We start from the raw sequence: 20703 nt of genomic DNA on the forward strand, positions 1-20703 counted from the left end.
TTAAAATTTATCTTAATGCTGAATATTACCCGCCTTTTTACTTGTTTTTAAGTTTAAAAATCTGTTAATTTAATGCCCTCTAACGCTTACAAATAAAAGGATAAACAATGGAATTTTGTGTCGAAAATAGCAATATCGAAAAACAACAAACAGACTGTGTGGTTGTAGGCATTTATGAATCTAACCAACTTTCCGCCAGTGCAGAACAACTTGATAAATTAAGTGATGGCTATATTAGCCATTTATTTGCACAGGGTGATTTAAATGGAAAAATCGGTCAAACATTATTACTGCATAATGTAGCAAATATCTCAGCTAAAAGAGTGTTATTAGTAGGTTGTGGTAAACAAGAAGAGCAACTAACTGAACGCCAATACAAACAGATTATCCAAAAAACAATTCAAGTGATTAATGAAACTGGCTCGACTAACGCTGTTTATTTTCTAACAGAATTAGCACTTAAAAATCGTTCTACTTACTGGAATATTCGCTTTGCTATAGAAGCAATCTATGAAAACCAATACAACTATGATGAATTTAAAAGCATCAAACCTGAAAATCACCAAGTATTACGTCAAATAACTTTTAATGCTACTAATCAGATTGAGGAAGTAACTCAAGCTTTAGAACACGGAAAAGCAATTTCATTAGGCATATCTTATGCTAAAGATGTTGCAAATTGCCCGCCAAACGTATGTACCCCTAAATATTTATCTGAATTAGCAAAAGGTTTAGATACGGAATATGAAAATGTAACAACAAGGGTAATTAATGAAGCTCAAATGGCAGAATTAGGAATGAATGCCTATTTAGCCGTTTCTCGTGCCTCTGAAAATGAAGCTTTTCTTTCTGTGATTGAGTATAAAGGTAGCCCAAATACAAATGCAAAACCTATCGTATTAGTCGGAAAAGGGCTGACTTTTGACTCTGGTGGTTTATCTATCAAGCCTTCAGAAGCAATGGATGAAATGAAATATGATATGTGTGGTGCGGCAAGTGTTTACGGCACAATGAAAGCGATTGCAGAAATGCAATTACCGCTTAATGTTATCGGTGTTTTAGCCGGTTGTGAAAATGCTGTAGATGGCAAGGCCTACCGCCCGGGTGATATTTTGACCACAATGAACGGCTTAACCGTCGAAGTGCTAAATACCGATGCTGAAGGTCGTTTAGTATTGTGTGATACCCTCACTTATGTAGAACGCTTCGAGCCTGAATTAGTGATTGATATTGCCACTCTTACTGGAGCTTGTATGATCGCATTGGGCAACCATAATAGCGGTTTGATGTCGCCTAATAATGAGCTAGCTCAAGAGTTATTAAATGCTGCACAACAAGCCAATGATAAAGCGTGGCGTTTACCACTAGGCGAAGAATACCAAGAACAGCTTAAGTCAAACTTTGCAGATTTAGCCAACATTGGCGGACGTTTAGGTGGGGCAATTACTGCAGGGCAATTCTTATCGAATTTTACTAAGAAATATACTTGGGCACATTTAGATATTGCTGGAACAGCTTGGAAATCTGGAGCGGCAAAAGGTGCAACAGGCCGCCCTGTTTCATTGCTCAGCCAGTTCTTGATTAATAAAGCCCAAAACTAGCAATAACAAGCGGTTAAATTTCACTAAATATTTGCAAAATATTCGATAAATTTAACCGCTTGTGCTTTTATTCATCGCTCTCTATTCACTAATGCTAATACATCAGCAAATAACTTTTTAAATAACTTAGGGACTGAATTCTCACCTCTATTACGCATTTCATTAGATAATGCAATCGCAAGATCTGGCTTTGATGTTTTTTGTATTGCTCGCTTAATAATATAAGAAACTGGGAATTTTTCTTGCGAACGCCAATTTGCTAAACGCACAAATACATTCCGTAACCCTGCTTTATAAAAGAAATGTTCTATATCTTTCTGTGGTAAAGCTGTTAAATGTGCTTCAAAATTATCTTCCATACTTTTAACTGTTTGTGAATAGCGTTGCCCGGCTTCATCGCCATCAGTTAGCACATACCACTCAATCCCCATTGCTCTGGCATATTTAATTAATGGACGTAACCCACATTGGGCAAACCCTACAATTTTTATGCCTTCCATTTCAAGATTAATATCAAGTAACTTTGCCAGCTCACTTAAAATCCAAACCTCTGTTTCGCCTTCAACTAAAATCCACGCTCGAGCAAACAGTGCCAACCCTCGGTTATGATGAATATGGAATGTTAGCTTTCTTAAATCTTCCTTACCTAAAGTGTTTCTCTCTAATAAATAAGCCTCAGTGCGATCTTCATAACGCACTAACTTACAAATTTCGGTTAATGGCACTTGTGAAACTAGCTCTATGGAATTTGTAGTTGTAATCCGCTGACTTGGTAATAAGCTCAATAACTCCCAAAAAATCGCTACCATTCTAGGGTGTAATTGGGCATTCAGATCTTCAAATAAGATAATCGGTTTTTCTATTTCTTTTCCATCTTGATTAAAAATAAAAAGATCTGAAATATGCTGCTGAACAATAAGAGCTAATTCATCATTTTGTCTTAAGCGTAGGCATAATGATTTTACTTTTTCCCACCATAAACTCGTATCTTGCATACTGGTTTTCATTAAGGTACGGCTTTGTGCAGTCAAAAAGTAATATTTTAGAAGCGAAGAAAGAGCGTTTAATTCACTTTGAAATTCACCCTGATGAGCTAAATGAACGTTATTTAACAGCAATTCATTATGTACACGTTTATTTAAACGTGCATCTCGCAGACGATACACTGAATGATGGCGAATAAATTGCTTAATAAGTTGATCAGCATCAGCTATTTCAATAGGTTTAAGAAATTGATCTACAAAATGATATTCTGTGATGACTTTATCTTGTGCCAATTTTCCACTTACTTTTAACGATAATTGGTGGAATTTATTTTCACAAGGCGAAAGCAGTGCAAGATAAGGAGAGAATTTTTCTGCTAAATGTTCATTCGTACACTCTTCAGAAAAAGTAAATACTAAATTAATATCTTGCACCTGCTTAGGTGTGTGGGCATATTGGATATGAAAGTCTTTTAAACTAAATTGATACAGTTCATTTTCCAGATTAAAAATCACACTTAGTGCATCAATTAAACTTGATTTCCCCCAAGCATTTTCCCCAATTAACACCATATTTGGTCTTAATGGAAACAATAGATGATTAATCCCTCGAAAACCTGAAATCTCAATCTGCTTTAGATACATAATCCCTCACATTGTAACTATGTTAATTTTTTACAATCTCATAGCAAGGTTGATACGCTTCTCCTGTTGGTAATTTCATTCGATGCTGAACAATAAAGCTCTCTAATAATTTATCAATATTTTCCATTAATGCAGGGTCGCCTTGTAATTTAAACACGCCCAATTTATCAATTAAATCTGCGGTTTCCGGTTTAATATTACCTGCAACAATGCCTGAGAAAACCCGACGTAAATTAGCGGCCAACTGCTCTTTTGGCTGAGATAAACTTAAATCTAAATTCGCCATACTTTCGTGCGTTGGAATAAAAGGTTTAATAAAATCTTCTTCAATTTTTAACGACCAGTTAAAATTATAAGCATCACTATTATGATAACGATTATTTTTAACTTCAACCATCGCCTGCTTAACCTTACGAGCAACTAATACAGGATCATCAATCACTATTTCATATAAGTTACGAGCTTCTTCACCTAGTGTTTCGCCAATAAATTTATCAATCGCATAAAAATACTCGGCAGACTCTTTTGGTGCAGTTAAAATAAGCGGTACTTTCTGAACATTATTGGCTGGATTTAACTTAATACCAATAATATAAAGCAATTCCTCTAATGTACCTGGCCCACCTGGGAAGACAACTATTGCGTGCCCTAAACGCACAAAAGCCTCTAATCGTTTTTCAATATCTGGCATAATCACCAGCTCATTTACAATAGGATTCGGTGGTTCAGAAGCAATAATGGAAGGCTCTGTAATACCGATAAAACGTCCGTTCTTATAACGTTGATTAGCGTGCCCAATGGCAGCCCCCTTCATTGGTGCTTCCATTACACCGGCTCCACAGCCAGTTACAATATTTAGCTCTCGCAGCCCAAATTCTTGACCAACTGAACGGCAATATTGGTATTCAACTTCATTAATTGAATGCCCACCCCAACATACCACTAAATTTGGATCTGTATTCATCTCAACAGCATCAGCATTACGTAAAATCGAAAATACCGTATGGGTAGTTAGTGCAGTAAAAGAAGATTGTTCGATTGGCTGAATCGCATTTTTTAAAGCATTCACAAAGATAATATCTCTCAACACTGCAAACATATGATATTGAATATTCAAGATCATTTTACCATCAACAAAAGCACTTGCTGGCGGATTATGCAGTTCAAGCGATACCCCTTTTTCTCGGGTTAATAACTTAATTTCAAAGTCAGGATATTGATTTAACAACGCTCGGCTATCATCGGTATGCACACCCGAATTTAATACTGCTAACGAGCAATTTCGATAAAGCTGATATAAATTTCCTTGCGTATTTTTAGCTAATAACTGCATTTCTAAATGAGAAAGCTGTTCCATACTACCTTTCGGATTAATTCTTTGTATTGCCATATCTATCCCCTCGTTTCTTGCAAAAAGTTAATAAAAAATACCCGCTTGCATCTTAAATTATCATTTGTGGCCTATTTTAGCAATTTATCTATTACACGACTGACCGTAAAAAAACCAAAAGTGGCGGTTACCATTGTTACTGCCCCAAAACCATTGGCACAGTTCATTGTTGCAGAAACCTCGCAACCATCGCTCATTTTTGGAAAAATCAGTGGCTGAGTGGAAAACACACAATCAATACCAAATTTGCGTTTTGGATTTTGGCTAAAGTTATACTCTTTACGTAACAATGAACGCACTTTTGATGCCAGTGGGTCTTGAATTGTTTTACTTAAATCAGCAATTTGAATTTGAGTTGGATCGGTCTGCCCACCTGCTCCACCCGTGGTAATCAATTTGATTTTATTTCGCTTGCAATAAGCAATAAGGGCGGCTTTGGTTTTGACCGAATCAATCGCATCAATCACATAATCATAACCACGGTTCAAATAATCAGGAATGTTCTCGGCCGTAATAAAATCATCAATAATTTCCACCTTACATTCAGGATTAATCAATGCGATACGTTCTTGCATTGCCTCGGTTTTTAATTTACCAATTTGCCCAGACATTGCGTGAATCTGACGGTTAATATTCGTTACACAAATATCATCCATATCAATCATCGTAATTTTGCCAATGCCCGAACGGGCAAGTGCTTCAACCGCCCAAGAACCCACACCACCAATACCAATCACACAAATATGTGAACGGCGAAGTTTTTCTAACCCTTCAGGTGTATAAAGGCGGCCAATGCCGCCAAAACGTTGTTCGTAGTTATCTAATCTTTCTGTCATATCTTTTTCGTATTTATTTAGGGCGAATATAATTCGCCCCTACAGTTAACTCTTCCCGTTTTTTATATTTTCCAATTCTTCCCAACGTTCAAATGCCTGTTCTAATGCAAGTTCGGCATCTGCTAATTGTTGCAGTTTTGCTTGAGTATAGCTCTGATCTTTGGCAAAGAAATCGGCACTATTAACCTCGGCTTGCAAAGCTTCAATTTCCGCTTCTAAGGCTTCCATTTTGGCTGGAAGTTCTTCAAGTTCACGTTGATCTTTGTAAGATAGCTTGACCTTTTTCGCCTCAGTTTTTGGCTTGTCTTGCTTTGGTTTTTCCTCTACAAGCGGTTGTTTTTGGCTAACATTTTGCATATTTGCCGAAAGTGTGGTGTGATAATTTTCTTGTTGCTGTTTCGCATCAAAATAGCCACCAATATATTTATTCAGCACACCGTCGCCTTCAAAGAAATAGCACTCTTCCACGGTGTTGTCGATAAATTGACGGTCGTGGCTCACGATCAGTAAGGTGCCTTGATAATCCGCCAACATCTCTTCCAATAATTCTAAGGTTTCTACATCTAAATCATTGGTCGGTTCGTCCAGAATCAATAAATTATTCGGTTTAAGCAATAATTTTGCCAATAACAAGCGGTTACGTTCCCCACCTGATAAAGCTTTAACTGGAGTCATGGCCCGTTTTGGTGGGAATAGGAAATCTTGCAAATAACCAAGCACGTGGCGTTTTACGCCGTTGATTTCCACATCTTGTTTGCCATCAGCCACGTTATCCATTACTGTTTTTTCCAAATCTAATTCGGCACGATATTGGTCAAAATAAGCCACTTCTAATTTCGTACCACAATGGATTTTGCCTGAAGTTGGTTGCAATTCGCCTAACAATAATTTGATAAAGGTGGTTTTTCCGCAACCATTCGGGCCAACCAAAGCAATTTTATCGCCACGCTGAATCGTTGCGGTAAAGTTTTTAAGCAAGACTTTACCAGCTACTTCATAGCTTGCATTTTCAATATCAAACACGATTTTGCCACTTCTTGCGGTTTGGTCGAGCTGAATTTTCGCTGTACCTTGCACTTCTCGGCGATTACGACGTTCTTCACGCAATTTTTTCAATGCACGCACACGCCCTTCATTACGAGTACGTCGAGCTTTAATTCCTTGACGAATCCACACTTCTTCTTGCGCCAGTTTTTTATCAAATAGCTCATTTTGTAGGGCTTCTACACGCAAATCTTCCGCTTTTTCTTCTAAATATTTATCGTAATTGCTCGGGTAAGAAACCAATTTTCCACGATCAAGATCGACAATGCGAGTCGCCATTTTGCGGATAAAAGAACGGTCGTGCGAAATAAAGATTATCGAACCTTTAAAGTTCATCAGCAAATCTTCCAACCAAGTAATCGCCTCCACATCTAAATGGTTGGTCGGCTCATCTAATAATAGAATATCAGGATCTGCCACCAATGCACGAGCAAGGGCTGCACGGCGAACCCAACCGCCCGATAATTCGCATAAGCGTTTTTCAGGGTCAAGCTCAAGTAATTTCAAGGTGTCTTGAATACGGTTTTCAAACTGCCAGCCGTTATTATGCTCAAGCTGTGCTTGCACGCTGGATAATTTCGCCAATAATTCATCGCTATAATCGGTCAGCATTTGTTGCGAAATATGATGATACTGTTTCAATAAATCACTTAAATGAGCAATGCCTTCCGCCACATAATCAAAAACCGTATCTTGAATATGACGTGGAGGGTCTTGTTCAAGACGAGTAACCACAATATCTTTTTCAAAAATCAGCTTACCATCGTCTAACTGGATTTCGCCCGCTAACACTTTCATCAAGGTCGATTTCCCCGCCCCATTACGGCCTACCAAGCACACTCGCTCGTTTGGTTCGATATGTAATTCTGTATGATCTAATAAAGGATGATCGCCAAAGCCCAAATAGGCGTTGGATAAATTGAGTAATGCCATAGTGTTCTCTGATAAAATAGAAATTTAAGGAGATTTTAGCAGATTTCGGGCAGAAATTATTGCTAATAACGATGATTAATGCTGAGAAATATAATCTTCCAAAACTTGGTTCATTCTTGTCTGCCAGCCTTTACCTGTCGCTTTAAATGCCTCAATCACTGATGCTGAATAACGAATTGTAACACTCACTTTTTTATCATTGCTTATGGGTCTGCCCCGCTTTTTTGCCTTTGACTCCAAAACTAATGATTGTAATTGAGAAGGCATTTCTTCTAAACGCAGTGCATTATCTATATCTTTTTGTGTCCATTCTGGATTTTCATTCTCAACTAATGAATGTTTTGTTTTGCTCATAGAGTGTAACCTCTCTTGTATTGGCTTTTCTAAAGCTTATAACTCTCACGGCTTTATCTCTAAAACAAAAGACGACAGCATATAGCCGCATACCGATGAAACCTAATGCCCGATACCTTATTTCATTATATTCATACCGTAAATCTTGTTGAATAAAAGCAGTATCGAACTCAAAATCTTTTACCATAGAAAAAGGTAACCCTCGTTCTATTCGATTTTTCTCACTTTTTTGCTCATCATATTCTAGTTCCATAAAGCTGAGTCTCTAAATTTATAACACCCTGGTTTTCTGAAATCAATATTTTTTGTTGTTACAAAAATAAACTTCAAGATATTAGCCTATTACAAATTCAGATATTCAGCATTAATTAACATAAGGATTTTCGAGGTAGTTCGCAAAAATAGGTTGGATTTAGAAAAATAGCAAGCGGCCGTTTTTTCTTTATTTTTTTGCACATTGCAAAACTTTATGAAAAAACGACCGCTTGTTTCGTTAAGATTATTCTTCAGTTGAAGTTTCTACGGTTTCTAGCGTTTCGCCAGTTTCGTTTTCATCTTCTTCCGGTTCGCAGACACGTTCTAAACTTACTACGTGTTCATCTTCTGCGGTGCGGATAATGCGAACGCCTTGGGTGTTTCGACCGACTAGGCTAACTTCCGCCACACGTGTGCGAACGAGAGTTCCGGCATCGGTAATCAACATAATTTGGTCTGCTTCTTCCACTTGAACTGCAGCAACCACTTTGCCGTTTCGTTCGTTCACTTTAATAGAAACCACACCTTTGGTTGCACGAGATTTCACTGGGTATTCGCCAATTACAGTCCGTTTACCGTAACCGTTTTGGGTAACGGTTAAAATATCGCCTTCAGTATGCGGAATCACAAGTGAAACTACACGGTCGGTCTCTAGGCTGATGCTTGAAGTATCTTCCGCTTCCTCATTTTCAATCTCAATGATTTCTGCCTCTTCAATTTCCTCGCTTGAAATTTCTGTAGTAGAAAGTTTAATACCTCGTACACCTGTTGCGGTTCTACCCATTGCACGAACCGCTTTTTCTGCAAAGCGAACTACTCGACCTTGTGCCGAGAATAGCATAATCTCGCTTTCGCCATTGGTAATATCTACCCCAATTAGCTCGTCGCCTTCGCGAAGTTTTAATGCAATTAGACCGCTTGAACGCACGTTACTAAAGGCATCTAAAGCCACTTTTTTCACCACACCGCTTGCGGTTGCCATAAAGATAAATTTATCTGCACTAAATTCGCCATTTGGAATTGGAAGAATTGCAGTAATGCGTTCGTTTTCTTCTTTCACTAATGGCAAGATGTTCACAATCGGTGTGCCTCTTGCTCCACGGCTGGCTTGTGGTAATTGATATACTTTTAATTGATATAAACGGCCACGGCTAGAGAAGCAAAGAATCGTATCGTGTGTATTTGCCACTAAGAGTTTTTCGATGAAATCATCTTCTTTCATCTTAGTTGCCGACTTACCTTTACCGCCACGACGTTGTGCTTCGTAGTCAGATAATGGTTGATATTTCACATAACCTGCGTGAGAAAGAGTAACCACAACATCTTCTTGAGCAATTAAATCTTCAAGATTAATGTCGCTAGAAGCGGCGGTAATTTCAGTGCGACGTTCATCGTTAAAGTTTGTTTTCACTAACTCTAACTCTTCACGAATCACTTCCATTAAGCGATCTGCACTATTTAAGATATGTAATAATGCGGCGATTTCTGTTAATAATTCTTTGTATTCATCAACAATTTTTTCGTGCTCTAAGCCTGTTAAGCGGTGTAAGCGTAATTCTAAAATTGCACGAGCTTGAGCTTCAGATAAGTAATATTCGCCATCACGCACGCCTAAATTTGCCGGTAAATCTTCAGGGCGAGAAGCATCTACACCAGCTGCCTCAAGCATTGGGGCAACATTGCCTAATGACCAAGGGCGAGCCAATAAACCTTCACGAGCCTCTTCTGCGGTTTTTGAGGCACGAATAAGTTCGATAACTGGGTCGATATTAGCTAATGCAATCGCCAAACCTTCTAAAATATGAGCACGTTCACGAGCTTTGCGTAATTCAAAAATAGTACGGCGAGTCACCACTTCACGGCGGTGTTTAACGAATGCTTCAATAATTTGGCGTAAATTTAAAACTTTTGGCTGACCGTTATCTAATGCCACCATATTGATACCAAAAGTTACCTGCATTTGAGTAAGTGAATATAAGTGATTTAATACCACTTCGCCTACGGCATCACGTTTGACCTCAATAACAATCGAAATCCCTTTTTTATCGGAATAATCGTCAATTTTGCTAATACCCTCGATTTTTTTGTCTTTAACTAATTCGGCAATTTTTTCGATAAGTTTTGCTTTATTAACTTGGTAAGGTAATTCCGTAACTACAATTTGCTCACGTCCTTTGTCTGTGGTTTCAACGCTCGCTTTAGCACGCACATAGACTTTACCACGGCCAGAACGGTAAGCATCTTCAATCCCTTTACGACCATTAATAATCGCCCCTGTTGGGAAGTCTGGGCCTGGGATATATTGCATTAACTCTTCAACGCTAATATTTTCATTTTCAATATAAGCTAAACAGCCGTCTAATACTTCACCTAAGTTATGTGGTGGAATATTAGTTGCCATACCAACCGCAATACCCGATGAACCGTTTACTAATAACGCGGGGATTTTTGTTGGTAACACATCAGGAATCATCTCTTTGCCGTCATAGTTTGGCGAGAAATCCACCGTTTCTTTATCAAGATCGGTTAATAATTCCTGAGTAATTTTTTGCATACGCACTTCGGTATAACGCATTGCCGCAGGTGCATCGCCATCGATAGAACCAAAGTTACCTTGACCATCAACCAGCATATAACGTAGCGAGAATGGCTGAGCCATACGCACAATAGTGTCGTAAACGGCTGAGTCTCCGTGCGGGTGGTATTTACCGATTACATCACCCACCACACGAGCTGATTTTACGTGCGGTTTGTTATAGGTATTGCTGTTTTGATCCATTGAGAAAAGCACACGGCGGTGAACGGGTTTTAAACCGTCTCGAACATCAGGCAACGCACGCCCAACAATAACCGACATCGCATAATCAAGGTAAGAGGTTTTTAATTCGTCCTCAATACTTACGGGAATAATATCTTTGGCTAATTCGCTCATTGAAATTTCCTAATTTTATTGGTAAAAGTGCCTTAAACCATTATGGCAAAATAAGGCGAAAAATCTTCGAAAGTATAGCATAAAAAGTAATAAAAAGGGCGAACAAGCGGTTATTTTCTTTCTGTAAAACGCGGTTTTGCTGGCATTCTTATTGCAATTCTCTCTCGGTTTGCTTTCAATGCGGTTTCAGTTGGTTCATAATCCAGCCAAAGTAAAGGTTCGGTTGGTAAACTCTCTGTCCAAAAATATTGCACATTAAAACCTCGAGCCAAGCACTCTTCGTGTAATAAATCATAACGTTTTTTCAAAAAAGTGAGTTTATTAAAGAAAAAACGGACGTGCCCTTCCCCTAATTTATAATCCTCAGGTTGCCCTTTTAAGCTAAATTTCCCCTTAGCAACCGCATTGGGAATACGAGTCAATTCTCGATGTTCTGCCAGCAAATGTTGATCACATAATTCAGCAGGCGGGACAAGGTTAATTCGAGTCATTCTATTTTTCCTTTTAGGCTAAATGCGTTATAGTAGCAACTAAATTTATCATAGGAATAACTTATGCAAAACGTTGATCAACAAGAAATCACAAAATTTGAAAAAATGGCACAAACGTGGTGGGATCCAAACGGTAGTTTTAAGCCAATTCATCTGCTAAATCCATTACGTTTAGCCTATATTTTAGAAAAATCGAACGGTTTATTCGGCAAAAAAGTATTAGATGTCGGCTGTGGCGGCGGTATTTTAAGTGAAGCTATGGCAAAACAAGGGGCGATTGTTACCGGCATTGATATGACTTCTCAACCACTTGAAATTGCCAAACAACACGCCAAAGAAAGTGGGTTGGAAATTGATTATCAACAAACAACCATTGAAAACTTTTTAGAAAAAACGACCGCTTGCAATGGCGAAAAATTCGACGTTATTACCTGTATGGAAATGCTGGAACACGTGCCCGATCCACTTTCCATTATTCAAAGTTGCAAAGCCTTACTAAAACCTGACGGTGTGTTATTTTTCTCGACCATTAACCGCACCTTTAAAGCCTATATGCTAGTGATTATCGGAGCAGAATATGTGCTAAAAATGTTACCAAAAGGCACACACGAGTTTGAAAAATTTATTAAACCTGCTGAGCTATTAGCCTGGTGCGACCAAGCCGATTTACGTTGCCAAGAAATGAAAGGCTATCATTTCAATCCATTAACGGAAAAATTCTGGCTGAATAATGATGTAAGTTGCAACTATATAGCCACTCTTAACATCAATAATTAACTTGCAAAAAGCGATGAAATCTTTACTATACACCGCTTAATTATTAAGGCTTTTGATAATATTTATGACTGACGATATCCAACAACAAGATAAAAAAATCACTTACAATTTCAATAAGTTACAAAAACGTTTACGCCGTAATGTCGGTAATGCGATTGCTGATTTTGGAATGATTGAAGAAGGCGACCGAGTAATGGTTTGCCTTTCTGGCGGTAAAGATAGCTACACCTTATTAGATATTCTTCTCAATTTACAACAAAGTGCTCCGGTTAATTTCAGCGTGGTAGCAGTAAATTTAGACCAAAAACAACCGGGCTTTCCTGAAGATGTGTTGCCTCGCTATTTAGACAGCATCGGGGTGGAATATAAAATTGTGGAAGAAAATACTTACGGCATCGTAAAAGAGAAAATTCCGGAAGGTAAAACCACTTGCTCGCTCTGCTCTCGTTTGCGTCGTGGTATTTTATATCGCACTGCAACAGAGCTTGGTGCGACCAAAATAGCTCTCGGGCACCACCGTGATGATATGTTAGCCACCTTATTCTTAAATATGTTCTACGGCGGTAAAATGAAAAGTATGCCACCAAAACTGATTTCTGACGATGGCAAGCAAATTGTTATTCGCCCTCTGGCTTATTGCAAAGAAAAAGACATTATCAAATATGCCGAGGCAAAACAGTTCCCTATTATTCCGTGCAACTTGTGTGGCTCGCAACCTAACCTACAACGCCAAGTGGTTAAAGAGATGCTAAACACTTGGGATCGCCAATACCCTGGCCGTTTAGAAACAATGTTTAGTGCCTTACAAGATATTGTGCCATCTCATTTATGCGACCCAAATCTATTTGATTTTAAAGGCATTAAACACGGACAAAAACTGGACGGCATTGAAGGCGACACCGCATTTGACGATGTTAAAATTGAAGCTAAAACTTTCTTAGATGAAGAAGACGACAATAACTTTACTGAAGCTGGAGTCATTCAGTTTAAGGCAGTAAGTTAACTAAAAATGAAAAATAAAAGGTATAGCTACAGGATAAGTAGCTATACCCTATTTTGTAATTCACTAATCTTTTGCACTAACCCAGCTAAACTTTCTGCTTGCATCTTTCCCATTACTGCCGCACGGTGTACTTCCACTGTACGAATAGAAACAGCTAATTTATCTGCAATTTGTTTATTCGTAAGTCCTTGCATAATATGCGGAACAACCGCTTTTTCTTTTTCAGTTAAACATTTGTAATTTTGCAAAATCTGGTGAATTCTAACCGCTTGTTGGCTGGCTAAATCGGCTTGCTTAATTACCTGTTTGAGTTTATCAAAAGTGACTGGTTTTTCTAGAAAATCAATTGCACCATTTTTTAATTCTGCCACTGCCATCGGCACATCACCATGAGCTGTCATAATAACTACCGATAGGGTAGATTGTAGCTCTCGTAATTTTTGATGCACTTGACTGCCATCTAAATATGGCATTCTCATATCTAATAGCACCATACCATGCTGATATAAATCAGCCTCTTCTAGAAATACTACACTATTTTCCCAAGTGTGGATTTTCAGTTCGAGTGGAGCAAGCAGAAAAGACATTGCATCTAAAATAGTTTCTTCATCATCAAGAATATGAATAATCATAATGTTTCCATTGGTAATGTTAATGTAATCTTTGCCCCAAATTCCCCATTCGCTAGCTCAATACGCCCGTTTAAGGATTGCATTAAGCGCTGACACAATACTAATCCCAGCCCTAAACCTTGAGGCTTATCTGTTCGAAATGGCATAAATGGGAAATCTAACTGAGTTTGAGAAAAACCGCCACCATTGTCTTCAATAGTAATTTTTAGCTCATTTCCGACCGCTTGTAGGCGAACCTTAATTCTACTTGAACCCGCTTGTAAAGCATTAAGCAAGCAATTTGTTAGCACCTGTTCCAATACTGTTGTATTTAATTTAAGCGTATAGCGTTGTTCAGATAAAAGCTGGATTTGTGCATTTTTCCGATTTTCTACCGTTACAAACTCAATGACTTTTACAATTAATTCATTTAAAACAACTAATTGAGGCTCACTACTTGGCCGATTCTTTACCCAATCACGAATAGTTTGCATTGTTTTTGTACTACGGTCGACTTGCATAATCAGCTTATCTAAAATCAATCGTTGATACGTATCTTGGCTCTGTGATTTTAGGCCTTCAGCATACATCCGAATAGCTGAAAGAGGTTGCTTCAGTTCATGAGCAAAGCCAGTACTCATTTCCCCTAATAATGCCAAACGATCGGCTTGAACTAATTCCTGTTGATATTGCTGCATTTCTCGATGAGCAAGGTTTAAGGCCTTACTTTTGCGGTAAATTTGATAACGTAGTACAGCTAGATTAAGCAAAATAAATGCAACCACCGCTAGAATTCCAAATTTGTTCAATAAAATCCAATCCTGCACCGTTCTCCATAAACTTTTTTGCTGTGGATGGCGATAAAGCTCTCTTAAGATAAGATCAGCTTTAAAAGAAGAAAATGGAGGTGTCCAACGAGGTAAATGCTCAGTCTGTGAATTTAATAAATGGTTAGTCAGTTGTACAGCTAGCGTATTAGGCACATTTTCCATTGCTGCCAGTGTCCAGTTCGGTAAAAGTTCACTACTGCTACCACACGGTAAATGACTATTTTTAGGCGAAAGCAAACGGAAATCTGAACGTACTAATTTGCCTTCCTTTACCAGTTCTTCTAGCAAGCAGACAGGCGCTATTGCCGCATCAACTTCTCTTTGTGCTAATAGATGAAGCGTATTATCTACTGGAAAGCCTGTAAAATGGACACTAAAATCACGATTCTGCCTCATTCCTGCTTGATGGAGTTGATAAAGACCAATTAAAAAACCACCAAAAGCATCATTTTCTACTGCGCTTAATCTCTTTTTTCTCAGATCCGTTAATTTTTGATAAGGGCTATTCGCATTTACCCAAATTGCACTTCCTACCGAACCATACTCACTATTGGTTGCATAGGGACTTGTCAGCGTTGCAAGCCAACGAACATCTTGATTATTCAAATAAAAAAATTGAGATTGGTTAGTAAGTAGAAAATCAAGATCTGAATGCCGACTTGCCTCACCTAAAGGTAATGGAACAAGTTCAAAACGCTCATCAACAAACTGCTCATTTAACCAATCTACCCAAGGCTGCCAGTACGTACGAGTGTAGCTATCTCCTCGCTGTGAGAGAATGCCAATTTGCCAAATTTCTGCAGATATAGAAGAGCTATATAGTAGTAATAAAAAAACGAGTCTTTTCATTATAAATTCCTTAATAAACTCGATTATATGCAAATTAGAAGTTAGATTTGGAAAAGTTTTATCCTAATTTGACCGCTTGTTGTTTTCTTTCTTTGATTTTAATCAAATTTATTCTCAATATGTGGAAAACCACAATATCACTAATCCTTTTTAGGTAATTAAAATTAATTGACTGCTAGTTAAATCATTATGGGGGAAAAATGGATATTGGCAAACGCTTATTTTTAAAAGAAATATCGGCCCTCACTGTAGGAGCAAGTTTTGTGCCTTTGCAATCAGCACAAGCTTTTATGCCTGCTCGCCGTGAAGGAGATGAAAACAAACGCTATGCAATGTTGATTGATTTACGTCGTTGCATTGGTTGCCAAGCTTGTACGGTTAGTTGTTCAGTGGAAAATGCAACACCATTGCATAGTTTTCGCACTACTGTGCGTCAATATGAAATTACTAATGGTTCACAAGTAGCAAATAATGTTGTATTGCCACGTTTATGCAACCATTGCGACCAACCACCTTGTGTACCTGTTTGCCCAGTACAAGCGACATTCCAGCGAAAAGATGGTGTGGTCGTGATCAATAATGAACAATGTATCGGCTGTGGTTATTGTGTACAAGCCTGCCCGTACGATGCTCGGTTTATTAATTCAGAAACACAAACTGCCGATAAGTGTACATTCTGCGCTCATAGATTAGAAGTTGGGTTATTACCAGCTTGTGTGGAAAGTTGTGTCGGAGGTGCCAGAATAATTGGTGATTTAAATGATCCACAAAGCCAAATATCCCAATTATATAAACAACATCAGGCAGACTTAAAAGTGTTAAAACCAGAAGCAGGAACTGTGCCATATGTTTTTTATCTGGGCTTAGATGATGCATTTGTTAGCAAAATTGATGGTCAAGCAATGCTTTGGAGTGGGGAGGCGTAAATGATAAACGAAATTTTAGTTGAGCCACAACATATCGTATGGTTACCATGGATAGTAAATTATTTCTTCTTTGTCGGAATAGCGGCAACAGCTGTTTTTACTGCCATATTTTTTGCCACAAAATCGAAACAACCTTCAATAGGTGAATTATCGGCAATGACTATTGCTTTTATTTGCTCAATTGTCGCACCTGTGGCATTAACTGCCGATTTACATCAACCAAGCCGAATTTTACATTTTTATACCGACTTTGCTTGGTGGTCACCTATGGCTTGGGGAGCAATTATCCTACCATTATTTAGCATTGCCATAGCTGGTCACTTTATTTTGCTGTTGGCTCGAAATGCAAAACCTAACCAAGCAAAATGGTTAACTTGGCTTCATTATCCTTTATTTCAAAAAAACACTTTGCTTTGGTTTTTCCGGTTATTTTCTGCAATCACTGCAGTAGGTATTATCATCTATACTGTGCTTGAAACCTACCAAACTGGTACAAGAGCATTGTGGCATAATGCTTGGTTACTTCCCGTTATGTTATTTTCTGCTTGGGTTGCCGCATTAGGGCTAACAAAATGGTTGAAGCATATTCTTTATCAATACCAATCTGAGGTATCCAGTACAGAAAATTGGCTAAATATAGCAATAAAAGCTGCCCTTATTTTTAGTGCAATTTCGCTTCTTGCTCTCAATTTCAGTAATGAACAAACTCAGATAGATTTTGCTCAACTATTTAATGGCAGTATTACTGCATATTTAATGATTGGATTCTGGTTAGTAGCATTGATTTTCAGTTTTTTAACAAAATTTAACTATTTACAACTTATCGCAATACTTAGTTTTAGCTGGTTAGTGCGATGGGTGCTTATCATACAAGCACAAACTATAGATAAAACCAATGTAATGCAAAATCCTTATCATTTTGACTGGTTTGATACCGATGGGGGATTAGGCAGCATTGCCATATTTGGATTAGCTATTTTTGTGAGTATTATCGTATGGCAAGGGGTGTTAATGATTTTAGGAGGGAATAAAAATGGACAATAAAAGACGAAATCTATTAAAAGGTGGATTAGCTATTGGTGGTGCCGCTGCTTTCGTTACGGGCTATTCTCCTAAAATAAATAAAATAACTCAAGGTGCAATATATGGAACTTCAGGAGAAAAAACAGCTGACCCAATTCACGGTAATTCTTTAACCCCAGAATATCAAATAAAAGATGGTCAGCTTATTAGTAATCCGGACCAAGTTGTTTGCCATACCCAATGTATGGGCTGTTGGACACAATGTGGTATTCGTGCAAGGGTTGATTTAAAAACAAATCAAGTAATTCGTATTTCAGGTAATCCATACCACCCATTATCTAGCGATAAAACCTTATCATTTAATACCCCTATTTCGAAAGCGGAAGTATTACTTGGTGGTGAAAACGGATTAGAAAATCGCTCGACTGCCTGCGCTAGAGGTGCTGCATTTTTAGATGGCATAAATAGCCCTTATCGTATTACTCAGCCATTAAAACGGATAGGAAAACGAGGGGAAGGCAAATGGAAAACCATTAGTTTTGAGCAATTAGTTGATGAGGTAGTTAATGGCGGTAATCTGTTTGGTGAAGGTGAAGTAGAAGGATTAAAAGCAATCCGAAATCTGAAAGACCCAATTGATCCGCAACAACCTGACCTAGGGCCAAAATCAAACCAATTATTGGTTACCTTTGCTGGCCCTGAAGGCCGTCAGCCTTTATTACAACGTTTTACTCAAAAAAGCTTCGGCTCTATTAATTTTTCTAATCATGGTGCTTATTGTGGAGCCTCCTTCCGTAACGGATCTGGAGCAATCATGAAAGACTTTAACGGCAATACTCATGCCAAACCAGACTGGGACAATGCGGAATTTATTTTATTTATAGGTACTTCATCAGCTCAAGCAGGTAATCCATTTAAACGTATGGCACGTCAACTAGCTAAACGCCGAGTTGATGATAATTTCAGTTATGTCGTTATTGCTCCTCGGTTAGAAATGACTTCTACACTTGCAACAAAGAACAATCATTGGGTGCCGATTAAACCTGAGGGCGATCTTGCCTTGGTTATGGGAATGATACGCTGGATTATAGAAAATGATCGATTTAATCAGAATTATCTTTCTCGCCCTAGCCCTGCAGCTATGCTAAAAGCAGGAGGAGTTAGTTATTGCAATGCATCTCATTTAATAATTAGTGAGCCAAACCATCCAATGTTTGGCCAAGCCCTACGTATTAACGATATCCAAAATATAGATATCGATCCTGAGAATAAAGTAGAAGAAAATATTATTGTGGTAAAAGATGCTAAAACAGGCCAATTAATTGCTGCAAAAGATTGCGAACAAGCGGTCATTTTTGTTGATGAAATTGCAACACTATTAGATGGTTCAGCAGTAAAAGTAAAATCCTCATTATCTCTATTAAAAGAATCAGCCCAACAAAAAAACCTTGCTGAATACAGCAAAATTTGTGGCGTACCTGTGCAAATTATAGAAAATTTAGCAAAAGAATTTACTTCTCATGGGCATAAGGCAAACGCGACGACTCACGGTGGCACAATGCACAGTACCGGCTTTTATACCAGTTGGGCTATTTTTATGCTAAATGTCTTGATAGGCAATATGAATAAAAAAGGAGGAATGTCAGTAAATGCCGGTAAATTTAAAGATTTTGGCGATGGCCCACGCTACGATCTAGCTAATTTCCCTAACCAAGTAAAACCTAAAGGCACAAATTTAGCACGAAGCAAAAAAGCCTATGAGAATTCTAGCGAATATAAACAAAAAGTAGCAAAAGGTGAAAATCCATATCCGGCTAAAGGAGCTTGGTATCCTTTTAGTGGTGGGCAAACAACAGAAATGATAACGTCTATGGTGCAAGGTTATCCATATTTCACTAAGGCTTGGATTAGCCATATGACTAACCCTGTATATGGTTTAACAGCAATGAACCTCATTGCATTGGAAAAGCTTAAAGACCCTAAAATCCTCCCCCTATTTATTGCTGTTGATGCATTTATGAATGAAACAACCGCATTGGCTGATTATATTGTGCCAGACACGCATAATTTTGAAAGTTGGGGGTTCTCAACACCTTGGGGAGGCGTACCAACCAAAGCTAGTACCGCTCGCCATCCAATTATTCCATCTAAAAATGCTAAAACAAATGAAGGTGATACAATCTGTATGGAAAGTTTTATCATCGCTGTAGCCAAAAAAATGGAATTGCCCGGCTTTGGTGATAAGGCTATTAGCGATTTAGAAGGAAATAGTTATCCGTTAAATCGTAGTGAAGACTACTTCTTACGGGCTGCGGCAAATATTGCGTTTGTTGGTAAAAAAGCTGTGGCTGATGCAAGCTCACAGGATTTATTATTAACAGGAGTGCAACGAATAATGCCACAATTAGAACAGACCTTAAAAGCAGAAGAAGTTTTAAAAGCTGCCAATATCTACTGTAAAGGTGGTCGTTTTTCACCTTATGAAAGTGCGTGGAAAGAAGATAACCTGGCATTTCAGTGGAAAAACTGCCTACAAGTTTGGAATGAAACTGTTGCTAAAGCTCGTCATCATAGTAATGGTAAAAAATATTGGGGTTGCCCAATTTATATGGAGCCAAGATTTGCTGATGGCTCCACTTTGGAACAACACTATCCTAATTCCGAATGGAGATTTAAACTAATTTCTTTTAAATCTAATCTTATCAGTAGTGTTCATGCATCTTTGCGTTTACTTACAATTAAACCAGAAGGAATAGTTGCAATGCATCGACAAGATGCTATAGAACTAGGCATTACACATGGTGATATAGTGAAACTTAGTACCCCATCTAATAGTATTACTGTACAAATAATGGTAATCGATGGGCTTTCTCGTGGCACTATTGCTATTGAGCATGGTTATGGCCATAAACAACTTGGAGCAACGGCTTATACTATTGATGATATAGAAATCGCTAATAACCCAATGATTACAAAAGGGATTAACATTAATGACTTAGGTATCCTCGACCCAACAAAACAAATTAAAACACCTTGGTTTGATTGGGTATGCGGTTCATCTGTGCGTCAAGGAATTCCTGCAAAGGTGGAAAAGATATGATTCTAAGCTAGGAATAACATTTATTGCTTATTCACTGTGAATAATCCTGTAAACATAAAAATGGCGGATTGAGATATCCGCCACTTTTATAATTATCTTTTTCTCAACGTAGTTTATCTG

General features: G+C 38.2%; 16 protein-coding genes. 6 read left to right on the plus strand and 10 right to left on the minus strand.

The features are described from left to right. Nucleotides 1-107: 107 nt before the first annotated feature. Nucleotides 108-1601: a leucyl aminopeptidase gene (gene pepA, locus PTQ27_RS08270; protein ID WP_273748099.1), complete on the plus strand. Its 1494-nt coding sequence runs from the start codon at nucleotides 108-110 to the stop codon at nucleotides 1599-1601. A 71-nt stretch (nucleotides 1602-1672) separates the two neighbouring features. Here the strand turns inward: pepA and PTQ27_RS08275 are convergent, their stop codons facing one another. From PTQ27_RS08275 to PTQ27_RS08310, 8 genes are all read right to left on the minus strand, one after another. Further along, entirely contained in the window at nucleotides 1673-3229 is a 1557-nt protein-coding gene (locus PTQ27_RS08275; RefSeq protein WP_273748100.1) for a DUF2813 domain-containing protein, read from the minus strand. 22 nt (nucleotides 3230-3251) lie between these two features. Beyond that, on the minus strand, nucleotides 3252-4619 hold the full coding sequence (ppnN, locus tag PTQ27_RS08280; protein ID WP_273748101.1) for a nucleotide 5'-monophosphate nucleosidase PpnN: 1368 nt from the start codon (nucleotides 4617-4619) through the stop codon (nucleotides 3252-3254). Between the two features lie 71 nt (nucleotides 4620-4690). Further along, on the minus strand, nucleotides 4691-5455 hold the full coding sequence (gene tcdA / locus PTQ27_RS08285; protein ID WP_273748102.1) for a tRNA cyclic N6-threonylcarbamoyladenosine(37) synthase TcdA: 765 nt from the start codon (nucleotides 5453-5455) through the stop codon (nucleotides 4691-4693). Nucleotides 5456-5500: 45 nt separating this feature from the next. Beyond that, nucleotides 5501-7432 carry an ABC transporter ATP-binding protein gene (locus PTQ27_RS08290; RefSeq protein WP_273748103.1) on the minus strand — a complete coding sequence of 644 codons (1932 nt, stop codon included), beginning with the start codon at nucleotides 7430-7432 and terminating at the stop codon, nucleotides 5501-5503. Nucleotides 7433-7507: 75 nt separating this feature from the next. Beyond that, a complete protein-coding gene (locus tag PTQ27_RS08295; RefSeq protein WP_273748104.1) occupies nucleotides 7508-7786 on the minus strand; it encodes a BrnA antitoxin family protein in 279 nt (92 codons plus the stop codon). Beyond that, on the minus strand, nucleotides 7758-8039 hold the full coding sequence (locus tag PTQ27_RS08300) for a BrnT family toxin (RefSeq protein WP_273748105.1): 282 nt from the start codon (nucleotides 8037-8039) through the stop codon (nucleotides 7758-7760). Before PTQ27_RS08300 ends, PTQ27_RS08295 begins: the two co-directional genes overlap by 29 nt. Before the next feature lie 246 nt (nucleotides 8040-8285). Continuing rightward, a complete protein-coding gene (gene gyrA / locus PTQ27_RS08305; RefSeq protein ID WP_273748106.1) occupies nucleotides 8286-10973 on the minus strand; it encodes a DNA topoisomerase (ATP-hydrolyzing) subunit A in 2688 nt (895 codons plus the stop codon). Nucleotides 10974-11083: 110 nt separating this feature from the next. Next, complete coding sequence (locus PTQ27_RS08310) at nucleotides 11084-11464, minus strand: pyrimidine dimer DNA glycosylase/endonuclease V (protein WP_273748107.1); 381 nt, start codon at nucleotides 11462-11464, stop codon at nucleotides 11084-11086. A 63-nt stretch (nucleotides 11465-11527) separates the two neighbouring features. Between PTQ27_RS08310 and ubiG the strand changes: the two genes are divergently transcribed. Beyond that, nucleotides 11528-12241 carry a bifunctional 2-polyprenyl-6-hydroxyphenol methylase/3-demethylubiquinol 3-O-methyltransferase UbiG gene (gene ubiG / locus PTQ27_RS08315; protein WP_273748108.1) on the plus strand — a complete coding sequence of 238 codons (714 nt, stop codon included), beginning with the start codon at nucleotides 11528-11530 and terminating at the stop codon, nucleotides 12239-12241. 64 nt (nucleotides 12242-12305) lie between these two features. Further along, nucleotides 12306-13244, plus strand: coding sequence for a tRNA 2-thiocytidine(32) synthetase TtcA (ttcA, locus tag PTQ27_RS08320; RefSeq protein WP_273748109.1), 939 nt, complete (start codon nucleotides 12306-12308; stop codon nucleotides 13242-13244). A 41-nt stretch (nucleotides 13245-13285) separates the two neighbouring features. On the opposite strand, the gene PTQ27_RS08325 is transcribed toward ttcA, so the two are convergent. After that, the gene (locus tag PTQ27_RS08325) at nucleotides 13286-13876 is read right to left on the minus strand and encodes a response regulator (protein ID WP_273748110.1); all 591 of its coding nucleotides are present in this window, start codon (nucleotides 13874-13876) and stop codon (nucleotides 13286-13288) included. Continuing rightward, on the minus strand, nucleotides 13873-15534 hold the full coding sequence (locus PTQ27_RS08330; RefSeq protein ID WP_273748111.1) for a sensor histidine kinase: 1662 nt from the start codon (nucleotides 15532-15534) through the stop codon (nucleotides 13873-13875). The genes PTQ27_RS08325 and PTQ27_RS08330 overlap by 4 nt, the downstream gene beginning before the upstream one ends. Nucleotides 15535-15734: 200 nt before the next feature. Between PTQ27_RS08330 and ttrB the strand changes: the two genes are divergently transcribed. From ttrB to PTQ27_RS08345, 3 genes are read left to right on the plus strand one after another with little or no spacing between them, the layout of a single operon-like run. After that, a complete protein-coding gene (gene ttrB / locus PTQ27_RS08335; RefSeq protein WP_273748112.1) occupies nucleotides 15735-16460 on the plus strand; it encodes a tetrathionate reductase subunit TtrB in 726 nt (241 codons plus the stop codon). Next, nucleotides 16461-17504, plus strand: a complete 1044-nt coding sequence (gene nrfD, locus PTQ27_RS08340; RefSeq protein WP_273748113.1) for an NrfD/PsrC family molybdoenzyme membrane anchor subunit — start codon at nucleotides 16461-16463, stop codon at nucleotides 17502-17504. After that, nucleotides 17494-20583 carry a tetrathionate reductase subunit A gene (locus PTQ27_RS08345; RefSeq protein WP_273748114.1) on the plus strand — a complete coding sequence of 1030 codons (3090 nt, stop codon included), beginning with the start codon at nucleotides 17494-17496 and terminating at the stop codon, nucleotides 20581-20583. Before nrfD ends, PTQ27_RS08345 begins: the two co-directional genes overlap by 11 nt. Nucleotides 20584-20703: the final 120 nt, after the last annotated feature.

The organism is Mannheimia cairinae, from assembly GCF_028649535.1.
GTDB classification, from domain to species: domain Bacteria; phylum Pseudomonadota; class Gammaproteobacteria; order Enterobacterales; family Pasteurellaceae; genus Mannheimia; species Mannheimia cairinae.